The organism is Pontimicrobium aquaticum (assembly GCF_005047595.1).
GTDB lineage: Bacteria > Bacteroidota > Bacteroidia > Flavobacteriales > Flavobacteriaceae > Pontimicrobium > Pontimicrobium aquaticum.
In genome coordinates this window covers 347,524-360,293 of sequence record NZ_SUPL01000004.1, presented here as the reverse complement: position 1 = coordinate 360,293, position 12,770 = coordinate 347,524, and the positions used below count along the sequence as shown (strand labels likewise).

The window sequence follows — 12,770 nt, the reverse complement described above, 5'->3', positions numbered from 1 at the left end:
TTTTTAGGATTAATTGGTTTTAATAAATCTATCGTCAGCATGTAAATCTAAAGTATCCACTTTTTTAAAGTAATCAATAAGCAAATTTCTAATTTTGTAATCGAGTTTGTAGAGCGAATCACCTTGCCTAAAAAAACTCATATTATCGCCACCATTATACAGGTAGTCGTTTGTAGCAACATAATATGTTTTGTCATTATCTATAGCTTCGCCTTTAACCGTTGCTTCCATTAACTCAAAATCACTATTTAACTTAATACTTATTCCGGAAATTGGATGTGCACGCTTGGATTTTTGGAGATAATTAACCATCTCTTTTACGGAAGTGCCCTTTAAACCTGTTACAACAACACTATTCTCAAAAGGCATAATCTGGTAAGCAGTTCTACTGGTTACATTGCCTTTTGAAAGAATAGAACGAATACCACCATGGTTTAACATAACAATATCAATAGCGTTTCCAGTTCTGTTTTTAAAAATAGGACTTGCCATTTCTTTAACAGCATCAGCCATAAAATTACCAATGGCTGTGTTTAATTCGCCATCGTTTTTTGTATAGGTATCAACAGCGTATGCTAAAACACTATCAAGATCGTTGTTTACATGCTCTCTAAAAGGTTTTATGAAATTTTCAATATCTTGATTTCCAGTTAGAGAGTCGTTTATTTCAATTCTTTTGCCTTCAATTCTAGTAAGATGGTAATCCTGTTTACAGGACATAAGTAAAATAAAGGCAATAATGCTTAAAAAAAATCTGTTATTCATTAACCTAATTGTTATTTCTGTTACAATTTAATATAAAGATGTTATTTTCTATGACAAATGCATCTAAAGAAACTAAATGTTATAGTTTTAATCTTGGTGGTTTACTACATTTGTACAAACGCATAAATATAAATGTTTTTAAAACGATTTAAAGAGAAATCAAATCAAAAATATATTAATACTCTATTGAGTTCAAGACAAAATGTTGTCGATTCTCGTAAAATAGAATCTGTTGGAATTGTTTTAAATTTTGATGAGTTCAATAATTATGAAGCATTTAAATCTTTATTTAAAGAAATAAAAATCTTAGAAAATAAAGTAAAGTTTATTGCTTTTATAACCGATGAAAAATTAACGCCAAACAATTGGGATGCTTTTTTTAATCCTAAAAACTTTGGTTGGAATGGTAAAATTGATAATGTGGAGCTTGAAGAATTTGTTAATACAGAGTTCGATGCGCTAATAAGCTACTATAAAGAAGATTCTTTAGAGTTAAACTTAGTCACAGCACTATCTAAAGCAAATTTTAAGATAGGTATTTCTGGAAAAGATAAAAGACTACACGATTTTATTATTGATGTGACAACAAACCAAATAGATTTGTTTAAAATGGAATTAATTAAATATTTAAAGGTACTTAACAAAATATAATGAATGCATTAACAGGAACAGGAGTTGCATTAGTCACTCCATTTAATAGTGAATTACATGTCGATCATGAGGCACTTACTAACATTGTAAGATACAATGTTGATAATGGCACCAATTATTTGGTAATAAGTGGAACCACAGGGGAAAGTGTCACTATAACCAAACAAGAAAAACAAAATATAATAGCCACTGTTAAAAAAGCAAATAACGGTAAATTACCTTTAGTACTTGGTATTGGAGGCAATAATACAGCAGCAGTAATAGACGAAATTAAAAACACCGATTTATCTGATTTTGCTGCTATTCTATCAGTTGCGCCATATTACAGTAAACCTACTCAAGAAGGATTTTATCAACACTTTAAAGCTATTTCCCAAGTTTGTCCAATTCCAATAATTTTATATAATGTACCTGGAAGAACAGCAAAGAATATGCTGCCAAAAACGACTTTACGCTTAGCAAATGATTTTGAAAATATAGTAGCAGTAAAAGAAGCAGGTAATAACCAACAGCAATATTTAGATCTTTTAAGCAATAAACCAGATAACTTTTTAGTAATTTCTGGTGATGACGATTTAGCTCTGGGAGTTGCTTTAGCTGGAGGTTCTGGAGTTATTTCTGTGTTAGGACAAGCGTTTCCGAAGGATTTCTCGAAAATGATTCAATTAGGATTACAAGGAAAAGCAACTGAGGCATACAAGCTTCACAATAAATTTATTGAGATTACTAATCTAATTTTCGAAGAAAATAATCCCGCAGGCATCAAAGCTGTGTTAGAATGCATGGACTTGTGTCAAGATACCGTTAGGCTGCCTTTAGTACCCGCAACTAGTGGCTTAAAACAGCGAATAAAAAACTACATACAACAGTATTGAATTATTTAAAAGTTAAATATTACTTAAACCTTATCAAGTAGGGAAATGTCGTTATATTTTAGCTTAAAATAATTGTTTTTAAAATACGTTATAAATGTTTACTTTTGCATCCTGTTTAAAATCTATGAAACAACTAATTTACATATTCATTATTGCAATAGCGTTTAGTTCTTGTAGTGAATTTCAAAAAGCTATAAAATCTGAAGATATTGCAGTAAAGTTTAAAATGGGAACAGATCTATATGAATCTGGAAAGTATAGAAAAGCATTGCGCTTATTCGATCAAATTGTTCCTAAATATAGAGGTAAGCCTCAAGCTCAAAAGCTTATGTATATGAATGCTAAAGCACATTATGAAGTTGGAGATTATTATACTTCTAATTATCATATGGAGCGTTTTGTAAACTCTTATCCAGAAAGTGAAAAAGCCGAAGAAATGGCTTTTCTAGCAGCAAAGAGTTACTATCATCTTCCACCAGTTTATAGTAAAGAGCAAAAGGAAACTGTTGAAGCTATTGAGAAAATACAATCATTTATCAATGCCTATCCTAACTCAGAGTTTTTAGCCGAAGCTAATAAAATGGTTAAAGAATTAGATTTTAAATTAGAAAGAAAAGCTTATGAAATAGCTAAGCAATACCACACATTAGGACCTCATAATAGAGATTATGAGGCTGCTATTAAGGCATTCGATAATTTTATATTGGATTTCCCAGGTGCTACACATAAAGAAAAGGCTATGTTTTATCGCTTAGATTCAGCATATAAACTAGCTGTAAACAGTGTGGAGAGTAAAAAAGAAGAACGAGTAAGAAATGCAATTGAGTATTATGATTCATTTAAAAGTAGATTTGCAGAATCTGAGTTTCTTGAAGAAGCTAACAAAATGAATGCTGAGTTAATAGAATTGCAAAGACAATACGAAAACAAAGGTTAATTATATAAAGATGGATTTAAAGAAAGTTAACGCTCCAGTAAATACAGAGACGTACGATAGAAACAAAATTGATGCGCCTACTGATAATATTTATGAAGCAATATCAGTTATTGCTAGAAGAGCAGAGCAAATTAACACTGAGATAAGAAAAGAACTTATTGATAAGTTAGAAGAGTTTGCAACTTATAATGACAGTTTAGAAGAAATCTTCGAAAACAAAGAACAAATTGAGGTATCTAAATTTTACGAAAAATTACCTAAGCCTCATGCATTAGCTGTTCAAGAATGGCTAAACGACAAAATTTACTATAGAAATACTGAGGAAGATTCTCAAGAATAATTAGTGATGTCTATTTTAAGTGGCAAAAACGTACTATTAGGCATAACTGCTGGTATAGCCGCTTATAAAACAGCGTCATTAGTAAGATTATTTATAAAAGCAGGTGCACATGTTAAAGTGGTCATGACACCTGCTTCTAAAGACTTCATAACCCCTTTAACCTTATCAACATTATCTAAAAACCCAGTAGTTTCATCATTTACAAACGATGATGATGAAAATGATGTATGGAATAACCATGTAGAGTTGGGTTTGTGGGCAGATTTATTTTTAATTGCTCCGGCAACTGCTAATACCTTGTCTAAAATGGCATCAGGTAACAGCGATAATATGTTGTTGGCTACCTATTTATCAGCTAAGTGCCCTGTGTATTTTGCACCTGCAATGGATTTAGATATGTACAAGCATGATTCTACCAAAAGCTCGTTAGATAAACTTCAAAGTTTTGGTAATGTTATGATTCCTGCAACTAGTGGTGAATTGGCCAGCGGTTTAGTTGGTGAAGGCAGAATGGCAGAACCTGAAGATATAGTTACGTTTATAGAAAACCATATACTTTCAGGACTTCCATTACATAATAAAAAAGTATTAATAACTGCAGGACCAACCTACGAAGCTATAGATCCTGTACGCTTTATTGGTAACCATTCTAGTGGTAAAATGGGCTTCGAAATTGCTAAAGCAGCTTCTAAGCTTGGTGCTGAGGTAGTTTTAATTACAGGACCAACTCATCAAAATGTGAATAGTAGTTTAATTAATGTTATTCCAGTAGTAAGTGCACAAGACATGTATAATGCTGTACACGATAATTTTAAAAGCTGTGATATTGCTATCTTATCTGCTGCTGTTGCCGATTACAAGCCAAAATTTGTAGCCGATAAAAAAATAAAAAAGAAAGATTCTACGTTAACTTTAGAGTTAGAAAAGACGAAAGATATTCTTGGCTCATTAGGAAGAATAAAGAATCAGCAAATTTTAGTTGGCTTTGCTTTAGAGACTAATAATGAGCTTGAAAATGCAATTGGAAAGCTAAAATCTAAGAATTTAGATTTAATTGTATTAAATTCGTTAAATGATGAAGGTGCTGGTTTTGGTGGAGTTACCAACAAAGTTACTATTATCGACAAAAATGAAAATAGTGTTAATTACAGTCTAAAATCTAAAGCAGATGTTGCTCAAGATATTATGCAAGAAATATTAAAACAATACCATGCGTAAACTACTACTTATAGCCTCAGTTTTTTGTTCGTTTATTGCTACTTCACAAGAGTTAAATTGCGATGTAATTGTAAATGCTCGACAAACAGGTAACGAAAATGTTCAAGTATTTAAAACATTAGAGACTCAGTTAAAAGAGTTTGTCAATAATACTAAATGGACCAATAAGGATTTTTCCCAAAAAGAACGCATAAATTGTAGTATGGTAATTAATATTACTGGTTATAATAACGATGTGTTTCAAGGATCTATTCAAATATTATCATCTAGACCAGTTTTTAATTCATCTTATAGTACACCAATTTATAATTTTAATGACAAGGATTTTTCATTTAGATACCAGGAGTTTCAAAATATAAACTACAACCCTAATCAGTTTCAATCTAATTTAGTTTCTGTGTTGGCGTTTCATATAAATGTTATTTTGGGTATGGATGCTGATTCTTTTGCATTAAATGGAGGAGATCAATATTATCAACAAGCTAGAACTATTTTAAGTTACTCGCAGCAAAGTAATTTTAAAGGTTGGAAACCTGAAGATGGTTTACAGTCTAGATTTGTGTTAATAGATAATTTACTATCACCAACCTATAAAGAATTTAGAAGTACGTTATACAACTATCATATTGGAGGTTTAGATACCATGCATTTAAACCAGAAAAATGCCAAACAAAAAATTTCTGATGCGCTTCATAATCTTGAAGCCATCAATAGGAGACGACCAAGTTCTTTTATTATGAGAGTGTTTTTTGATGCTAAAGCTAACGAAATAGAAGAAATTTTTACCGATGGCCCAAGTATAAGCATTACCGATTTGGTGGCTTCATTGACAAAAATGGCTCCAAACCATTCAAATAAATGGCGCAATATTAGTTATTAAACTAGCACATTTTATCTTACATTTACATATCGTTTCTATGCTATAGAAATGTATCGTTTAAATTTTAAAGTAAATACATTTGCTTACCAACCTATCCATAAAAAATTATGCATTAATTGAAGATTTACAAATATCTTTCAATAATGGTTTGAGCATTATAACAGGTGAAACTGGAGCAGGTAAATCTATTCTTTTAGGAGGATTATCTTTAATTTTAGGAAAGCGAGCAGATTTAAGCAGTGTAAAAAATACCTCAAAAAAATGTATCGTTGAGGCCACTTTTGATATTGTAAACTACAATTTAAAATCTTTTTTTAAAAACGAAGATTTAGATTATGAAGCAGAAACAATTATTAGGAGAGAAATTTTGCCTTCAGGAAAATCAAGAGCGTTTATTAACGACTCGCCAGTAACATTAAATACTTTAACTCAGCTTGGAAATTATTTAATCGATATTCATTCACAACATCAAACTTTAGAGTTAACCAATGATGATTTTCAGTTTCAAATTATTGATGCCTTAGCAAAAAACACTAAGTTGTTAGAGGCGTATAATACCACTTTAGTATCTTATAATCAAGTTGAAAAAACGCTGGAACTATTAAAAAACCAGAAAGCAGAAGCGGTAAAGGAATATGATTATAATTTGTTTTTATTCAATGAGTTGGAAGAGGCTAAATTGGTTTCTGGAGAGCTTGAAGAATTAGAAAATGAATATGAGTCTTTAAATAATGTAGAAGAAATAAAAGAGGAACTACTTTTATCGAATCAATTATTAAACGACGAACAAATAGGAATACTAAGCAATTTAACGCAACTTAAAAACAGCTTACAGAAGCTCTCTAAATTATCTAAAACTTACTCAGAGTTATTTAATAGAGTAAATAGTGTATTAATTGAGCTAGATGATGTTGTAGGCGATATAGAGAAAGCACAAGACAACCTGGAAGCTAATCCAAATAGACTAGAAGAGGTCAACACAAAACTTCAAAAGATTCATAATTTGCTGTTGAAGCATTCAGCTTCTAATATTGTTGAATTAATAGATATTAAAACAGAACTGTCTAATAAAGTTTTAGCAACCCAAACTATTGACGATACAATCTTTGAAAAAGAAAATTTAAAAAAAGATTTAGAAGAGCAGCTTAACAAATTAGCTAAAGAGTTACATAAAAATAGAAGTAAAGTAATACCAGAACTAACAAAACAATTAGAAACGATCTTAGCCGAACTTGGAATGCCAAATGCTAAATTTAATATTTCAGTATTTCAACAAGATACATTTTATAGTAATGGAAATGATAAACTAAATTTTTTATTTACGGCTAATAAAGGAGGAGAGTTTAAGCCTTTAAAGAAGGCAGCATCAGGTGGTGAATTATCAAGAATTATGTTGGCTGTAAAATCTATTTTAGCAAAATATGTACAGCTTCCATCTATTATGTTTGATGAAATAGATACAGGGGTTTCTGGAGAAATTTCGAATAAAATGGCAATAATCATGCAGCAAATGAGTAAGTCTATGCAAGTCTTTACCATAACACATTTGCCACAAATTGCAGCAAAAGGCGACACGCATTTTAAAGTTTTTAAAGAAGATTTAAATAATAAAACCATTACACAAATGGTAAAACTAAATACAGAAGAACGCATTGTAGAAATTGCACAAATGCTAGGAGGTAAAGAAATGTCAACTTCTGCTATAGCACATGCAAAACAATTATTGAATTAATAGTATCTTTGCTATCTCAAACTAACTAAAGAAAAACATTTATATATGTCTTACAATTTATTAAAAGGAAAACGAGGAATAATATTTGGAGCATTAGACCCTAATTCAATTGCTTGGAAAACCGCCGAAAGAGTTCACGAAGAAGGAGGAACATTTGTCTTAACCAACGCGCCAATCGCAATGCGTATGGGACAAATTAACGATTTAGCTGAAAAAACAGGATCTGAAATTATCCCAGCCGACGCAACATCACTTGAAGATTTACAAAACTTGGTTGAAAAATCAATGGAAGTACTTGGTGGTAAAATAGATTTTGTGCTGCATTCTATTGGGATGTCTGTAAACGTTAGAAAAGGAAGAGCATATACCGATCAAAATTACGACTGGACTCAAAAAGGAACAGACGTATCTGCTATGTCGTTCCATAAAGTGATGCATACATTGTATAAAAATGATGCTATGAACGAATGGGGAAGCATCGTGGCACTAACATATATGGCAGCACAACGTGTATTTCCAGATTATAATGATATGGCAGATAATAAAGCCTATTTAGAAAGTATAGCACGTAGTTTTGGATACTTTTTTGGGCGTGATAAAAAAGTGCGTGTCAACACAATTTCGCAATCACCAACACCTACAACAGCAGGAAAAGGTGTGAAAGGTTTTGATGGCTTTATAGCTTATGCCGATAAAATGTCACCACTTGGTAATGCAACTGCTTTAGATTGCGCTAATTACACAGTAACTTTGTTTAGTGATTTAACAAAGCGTGTAACCTTGCAAAACTTATTTAATGATGGTGGCTTTAGCAATATGGGAGTGAGTGATGCTGTCATGGATACTTTTATTGGAGACGAGTAAAATTGTAATAAAATAATTTTTATTAAAGGCCTTGATATTCAAGGTCTTTTTTTTGTGTTATAAACATCATTTAACCATTTGATTTTCATCGAATAAAAGTGTGTTACTAATCGGTTTAACTAATTTTTTCATCGTTTAACGATTAATATTCTATTCCTTCTAAATTTTATAGTAATATGCACTTGATTTACCTTAATCAAATAAATATAAACTTAACAAAATTGTAATAGCATGAAAAAAATTACTTTACTAGTCCTACTTATGTGGACATCTTTATTTTATGGACAAGAATACCTAAATGAAGGTTTTGAAACTAGTGTCCCACCATCAGGCTGGACAGATGAAGCTGGATCTGGTGATGTGGGAGGATACCCATGGCAACAACAGGATGAATATACTAATAGTGGTAAGACATTTACACCACTTGTCGGAACATATTCTGCTTTTTATAATGAGCTATTTAATCTTACTCATGCAGAAGATGCTGGTAGTCCTGACGCTAAAGATAAATGGTTGATATCACCTTCAATGGATTTTACTTCTGCATCAAATCCGGAAATTAGATTTTACGAAACAACTAGGTCTGGTGATTTTCTTACTTCTAATCAATTCCATGTTTATTACTCAACAACTCATGATGGAATTAATTTTAATGAAGCTCAATGGGTTGATCTTGGAAATACACCTAATAGTTGGGCTACTGGACCTGATGATTTTGTCTGGAAACAGAGAGTAGAAGATTTATCAGCAGCAAATGGTAATTCTAGTGTTTATATTGCATTTAGATATAGAGGAACAATTGATATAGAGTGGTATATAGATGAAGTATTAGTAAGAGAAACTCCGACTTGTGTTGAGCCATCATATGGAAGTATTTCTAATATAATGTCAACAAGTGCTGATTTCTCATGGATTAAAGGTCCAGAAGGAACAGAAACACAATGGGATGTTGAATTAGTTAATTTAACTACAGGAGAAACTCATGATGTAGATGGAACAATAACTTCTACTTCTAGTAATCCATATTCGTTTACATCATTAACTTCAGGTAATACTTATGCTGCTTATGTAAGAGCAGATTGTGGTGGTGGAGATAAAAGTATATGGACAGGACCTTTTACTTTTATTACTCAAGGAACAAATGATGATTGTTCAGGAGCTGAAGTTATAGTACAAGAAGTTTTAGGAGATCCTGTAAATATAGTTAATGGAAGTATTAGTGGAGCTTCAGACTCTGGAATTGCAGAAAATTGTTTTGCAGGAGATCCAAATGATGACGTATGGTATAGTTTTGTGGCTAGGACAGAAAGTGTTAACATTACTGTATTTACACCTTTTGATGGTGTTGTTGAGCTGTTTTCCACTACAGATGATACTTGCGGTACTTTAAGCGCACTAAGTATAGCTTGTGCAGATGATGTGTTTGGAAATGATACAGAGGTATTAACTCGAACAGGTCTTACTATTGGAGATACTTATTTTGTTAGAGTGTATCAATATCAAACTGCACCTCCAACTGATGGAAGTTTTACTATTAGAATTTGGTCTGATCAATCATTGTCAGTTGAAGATGATAACGACTTAGCTGAGTTTAAATTTTATCCAAACCCAGTACAAGACAAGCTAAACTTAAGAGCTCAAGACAATATTCAAAAGATCTCAGTTTATAACATGTTAGGACAAGAAGTATTACGTCAAGCTCCTAATAACAATAAAGCAGAAGTAAATATGTCTGCGTTACAAACAGGATCTTATTTTGTAAAGGTTACCATTGATGGTGTAACTGAAACAAAACAAATTATAAAAAGATAGTATATTTTTTTAATATAATATTAAAGCCTCGTTTTACGAGGCTTTTTTTATATGCAAAATTTAGTGATTTAATTTTACTGCTTTAATTACCTTTGCACATATATGACTGCAAGCGATATATCATTTATAATTCCAATTTTTAATAGACCAGAAGAAGCTAAAGAACTTCTGGAAAGTTTTATTGCCTTAGATGGCGAAAAAGATTTTGAAATTGTCATTATAGAAGATGGTTCGAAAATCACCTCTAAAGCTGTAGTAGAAAACTATACACATCAATTAAATATTTCATATTACTTTAAAGAAAACTCTGGACCAGGAGATTCTAGAAATTATGGAATGAAACGAGCAAAAGGCAATTATTTTATAATTTTAGATTCCGATTGTGTTCTACCTAATCAATATTTACAAAAAGTATTAGAGAGCTTAAACAATAGCTATGTAGATTGTTTTGGTGGTCCAGATGCAGCTCATAGTTCCTTTAGTAATATACAAAAGGCCATTAATTTTGCTATGACATCTTTTATTACCACAGGAGGTATTCGAGGAAAAGCATTTAGTATTAATAAATTTCAACCTCGTAGTTTTAATATGGGACTTTCTAAAAAAGCTTTTGAGGCTACTAAAGGCTTTGGAAGAATTCACCCAGGCGAAGACCCAGATTTGTCTATAAGACTATGGAAACTTGGTTTTGAAACTAAGCTTATTCAAGAAGCATTTGTCTATCATAAGCGTAGAATATCGTGGTCTAAATTTTATAAACAAGTTTATAAATTTGGCTCTGTAAGACCTATTTTGAATGTATGGCATCCTGATACAAAAAAAATTACTTATTGGTTTCCTAGCTTATTTTGTATAGGGTTTGTTCTATCAATAATTGCATTATTTTTCAATGTAACATTGCCAATTTACTTGGTTTTTGCATATTTCGCTTTAAGTTTTACACTGGCCATTATAAGCACTAAAAATATAGTTGTTGCTTTATTGTCGCTTCTAGCAATAGGAATTCAGTTTTATGGTTATGGCAAAGGATTTTTAACTTCAACATTAAAACTAATGTTTTCTAAAAAGAATGCTGAAATGTTATTTCCAAATTTATTTTTTAAATCTTAAATGAAAGTTTTTAAACAAAATATTATTTCACATATAAAAAGTAAAAGACTCAATGTGTTTTTTCTGTTTTTAATACTTGCTTTTTTGTTTTCAGTGCTTTCAAAGTTATCACAGAGATATACTCACAGTTTTGTGTTTACAATAAATAAGATTAATGTACCTGAAAACCATGTTATTTTAAGCGACTCTAATACTACAATGAATATTGTACTTAATACTTATGGTTTCAAGCATATTAAATATTATTTCAAGCAACCAACAATAGATATTGATTTTAGCTTATTAGATAAAACAGGAACGCATTATAAATGGATTGAATCTAATGGGTTGCCAAACATAATAAATCAATTTGACACAAATATTAGAGTAGAGAACATTACTCCAGACACTATTGCATTTCGTTATGATGTAAATGCAATCAAAAAAGTGCCTGTAAAATTATTGTCTAATATTAAATATTCAACAGGGTATGATGTTATTAACTCTTATAAGTTAGAACCAGATTCTGTAAAAATTATTGGACCTAAAATAATGATTGATTCAATAACTCAAATTCAAACTAAAAATGTAAAATTAGAAAATGTCAATACATCTTTTAGTGAAATAATTGAATTAGATATACCTAATAGTAACAATTTAATGGTGTCAAAATCTACAGTTAAAGTAAGCGGAACAGTAGAGAAGTTTACAGAAGGCACACTTAATGTACCTGTTAATATTATTAATGTTCCAGAACATATTAAAATAAACTTTTACCCTAAATCTGTTCCGCTAGTTTTTTATACCAGCTTAAGCAATTTTAACAATATCTCTACTAATAATTTTATAGTGCAGTGCGATTTCAACACGATAAAAAACAATACACATTTAATTCCAGAAATTATAAAGCAACCAGATAATATTAAATATGCAAAATTAAATGTAAAACAAATAGAGTTTGTTATTATTAAGTAAACAGCTATGAGTAAAGTTATTGGTCTAACAGGAGGGATTGGAAGCGGCAAAACTACTGTTGCAAATATGTTTTTAGAGTTAGGTGTGCCAGTTTACATTGCAGATATTGAGGCTAAGAAATTAATGAATAAGTCTAAAGTAATTAAAAGAAAGCTTATAAAATTATTTGGTGAGGAGGCATATATAGATGGTATATTAAACAAACATTTTATTGCTCAAAAAATATTCAATAACAAAAACTTGTTAGAGAAAATGAATGCTATTGTTCATCCAAAAGTAGCATCACATTTTAAGCGTTGGCTTGCTAAACAAGAAGCGCCTTATGTTATAAAAGAAGCTGCAATATTATTTGAAAATAATAGTTATTTAAACCATGATGCCATTATATTAGTAGTGGCAAATGAGGAAGTTAGAATACAACGTGTTATAAAAAGAGATAATTCTACAAAAGAGAAAGTAAAAGCAATTATAAGTAACCAATGGTCCGACGAAAAGAAAAAGCCATTATCTCAATTTGTTATAAATAACACTACCTTGTTAAAAACTCGAAAAGAGGTGGAAAAAACCCATAAAAAAATACTAAATACTATTTGTGCTAAGTAAATTTTAACATTTGTGTTAATGTAAGGTTA

13 protein-coding genes are annotated in these 12,770 nt (G+C 30.8%); 12 read left to right on the top strand and 1 reads right to left on the bottom strand.

The genetic code is table 11. The features are described 5' to 3' along the window. Nucleotides 1-9: 9 nt before the first annotated feature. A complete protein-coding gene (locus E5167_RS09510; protein WP_136843416.1) occupies nt 10-765 on the bottom strand; it encodes a 5'-nucleotidase C-terminal domain-containing protein in 756 nt (251 codons plus the stop codon). Nucleotides 766-897: 132 nt separating this feature from the next. Between E5167_RS09510 and E5167_RS09505 the strand changes: the two genes are divergently transcribed. The 12 genes from E5167_RS09505 (at nt 898) to coaE (ending at nt 12,741) form a co-directional block, all read left to right on the top strand. After that, nucleotides 898-1,416, top strand: a complete 519-nt coding sequence (locus E5167_RS09505; RefSeq protein ID WP_136843414.1) for a DUF6913 domain-containing protein — start codon at nt 898-900, stop codon at nt 1,414-1,416. Continuing rightward, nucleotides 1,416-2,291 carry a 4-hydroxy-tetrahydrodipicolinate synthase gene (gene dapA / locus E5167_RS09500; RefSeq protein ID WP_136843412.1) on the top strand — a complete coding sequence of 292 codons (876 nt, stop codon included), beginning with the start codon at nt 1,416-1,418 and terminating at the stop codon, nt 2,289-2,291. The genes E5167_RS09505 and dapA overlap by 1 nt, the downstream gene beginning before the upstream one ends. Nucleotides 2,292-2,415: 124 nt before the next feature. Then, nucleotides 2,416-3,228 carry an outer membrane protein assembly factor BamD gene (locus tag E5167_RS09495; protein WP_136843410.1) on the top strand — a complete coding sequence of 271 codons (813 nt, stop codon included), beginning with the start codon at nt 2,416-2,418 and terminating at the stop codon, nt 3,226-3,228. A 10-nt stretch (nt 3,229-3,238) separates the two neighbouring features. Next, complete coding sequence (locus E5167_RS09490; protein ID WP_136843408.1) at nt 3,239-3,568, top strand: DNA-directed RNA polymerase subunit omega; 330 nt, start codon at nt 3,239-3,241, stop codon at nt 3,566-3,568. A gap of 6 nt (nt 3,569-3,574) precedes the next feature. Next, a complete protein-coding gene (gene coaBC / locus E5167_RS09485) occupies nt 3,575-4,786 on the top strand; it encodes a bifunctional phosphopantothenoylcysteine decarboxylase/phosphopantothenate--cysteine ligase CoaBC (protein WP_136843407.1) in 1,212 nt (403 codons plus the stop codon). Beyond that, nucleotides 4,779-5,666, top strand: a complete 888-nt coding sequence (gene porD, locus E5167_RS09480) for a type IX secretion system protein PorD (RefSeq protein WP_136843405.1) — start codon at nt 4,779-4,781, stop codon at nt 5,664-5,666. Before coaBC ends, porD begins: the two co-directional genes overlap by 8 nt. 79 nt (nt 5,667-5,745) lie before the next feature. Beyond that, nucleotides 5,746-7,398, top strand: coding sequence for a DNA repair protein RecN (recN, locus tag E5167_RS09475; RefSeq protein WP_136843403.1), 1,653 nt, complete (start codon nt 5,746-5,748; stop codon nt 7,396-7,398). Between the two features lie 45 nt (nt 7,399-7,443). After that, nucleotides 7,444-8,262 (top strand): enoyl-ACP reductase FabI, encoded by an 819-nt coding sequence (locus E5167_RS09470; protein WP_136843401.1) that lies wholly within the window; start codon nt 7,444-7,446, stop codon nt 8,260-8,262. Between the two features lie 231 nt (nt 8,263-8,493). Beyond that, nucleotides 8,494-10,074, top strand: a complete 1,581-nt coding sequence (locus E5167_RS09465; RefSeq protein ID WP_136843399.1) for a T9SS-dependent choice-of-anchor J family protein — start codon at nt 8,494-8,496, stop codon at nt 10,072-10,074. 102 nt (nt 10,075-10,176) lie between these two features. Continuing rightward, nucleotides 10,177-11,184, top strand: a complete 1,008-nt coding sequence (locus E5167_RS09460; protein ID WP_136843398.1) for a glycosyltransferase — start codon at nt 10,177-10,179, stop codon at nt 11,182-11,184. Further along, nucleotides 11,185-12,138, top strand: a complete 954-nt coding sequence (locus E5167_RS09455) for a CdaR family protein (RefSeq protein WP_136843397.1) — start codon at nt 11,185-11,187, stop codon at nt 12,136-12,138. Between the two features lie 6 nt (nt 12,139-12,144). Beyond that, nucleotides 12,145-12,741, top strand: coding sequence for a dephospho-CoA kinase (gene coaE, locus E5167_RS09450; protein ID WP_136843395.1), 597 nt, complete (start codon nt 12,145-12,147; stop codon nt 12,739-12,741). Nucleotides 12,742-12,770: the final 29 nt, after the last annotated feature.

Excerpts from the sequence above, each read along its gene's own strand:
- coaBC (WP_136843407.1), top strand. The coding sequence starts at position 3,575 with ATGTCTATTTTAAGTGGCAAAAACGTACTATTAGGCATAACTGCTGGT.
- E5167_RS09495 (WP_136843410.1), top strand. The coding sequence starts at position 2,416 with ATGAAACAACTAATTTACATATTCATTATTGCAATAGCGTTTAGTTCT.
- coaE (WP_136843395.1), top strand. The coding sequence starts at position 12,145 with ATGAGTAAAGTTATTGGTCTAACAGGAGGGATTGGAAGCGGCAAAACT.
- E5167_RS09460 (WP_136843398.1), top strand. The coding sequence starts at position 10,177 with ATGACTGCAAGCGATATATCATTTATAATTCCAATTTTTAATAGACCA.
- E5167_RS09465 (WP_136843399.1), top strand. The coding sequence starts at position 8,494 with ATGAAAAAAATTACTTTACTAGTCCTACTTATGTGGACATCTTTATTT.
- E5167_RS09455 (WP_136843397.1), top strand. The coding sequence starts at position 11,185 with ATGAAAGTTTTTAAACAAAATATTATTTCACATATAAAAAGTAAAAGA.
- E5167_RS09490 (WP_136843408.1), top strand. The coding sequence starts at position 3,239 with ATGGATTTAAAGAAAGTTAACGCTCCAGTAAATACAGAGACGTACGAT.
- E5167_RS09470 (WP_136843401.1), top strand. The coding sequence starts at position 7,444 with ATGTCTTACAATTTATTAAAAGGAAAACGAGGAATAATATTTGGAGCA.
- porD (WP_136843405.1), top strand. The coding sequence starts at position 4,779 with ATGCGTAAACTACTACTTATAGCCTCAGTTTTTTGTTCGTTTATTGCT.
- E5167_RS09505 (WP_136843414.1), top strand. The coding sequence starts at position 898 with ATGTTTTTAAAACGATTTAAAGAGAAATCAAATCAAAAATATATTAAT.
- dapA (WP_136843412.1), top strand. The coding sequence starts at position 1,416 with ATGAATGCATTAACAGGAACAGGAGTTGCATTAGTCACTCCATTTAAT.
- E5167_RS09510 (WP_136843416.1), bottom strand. The coding sequence starts at position 765 with ATGAATAACAGATTTTTTTTAAGCATTATTGCCTTTATTTTACTTATG.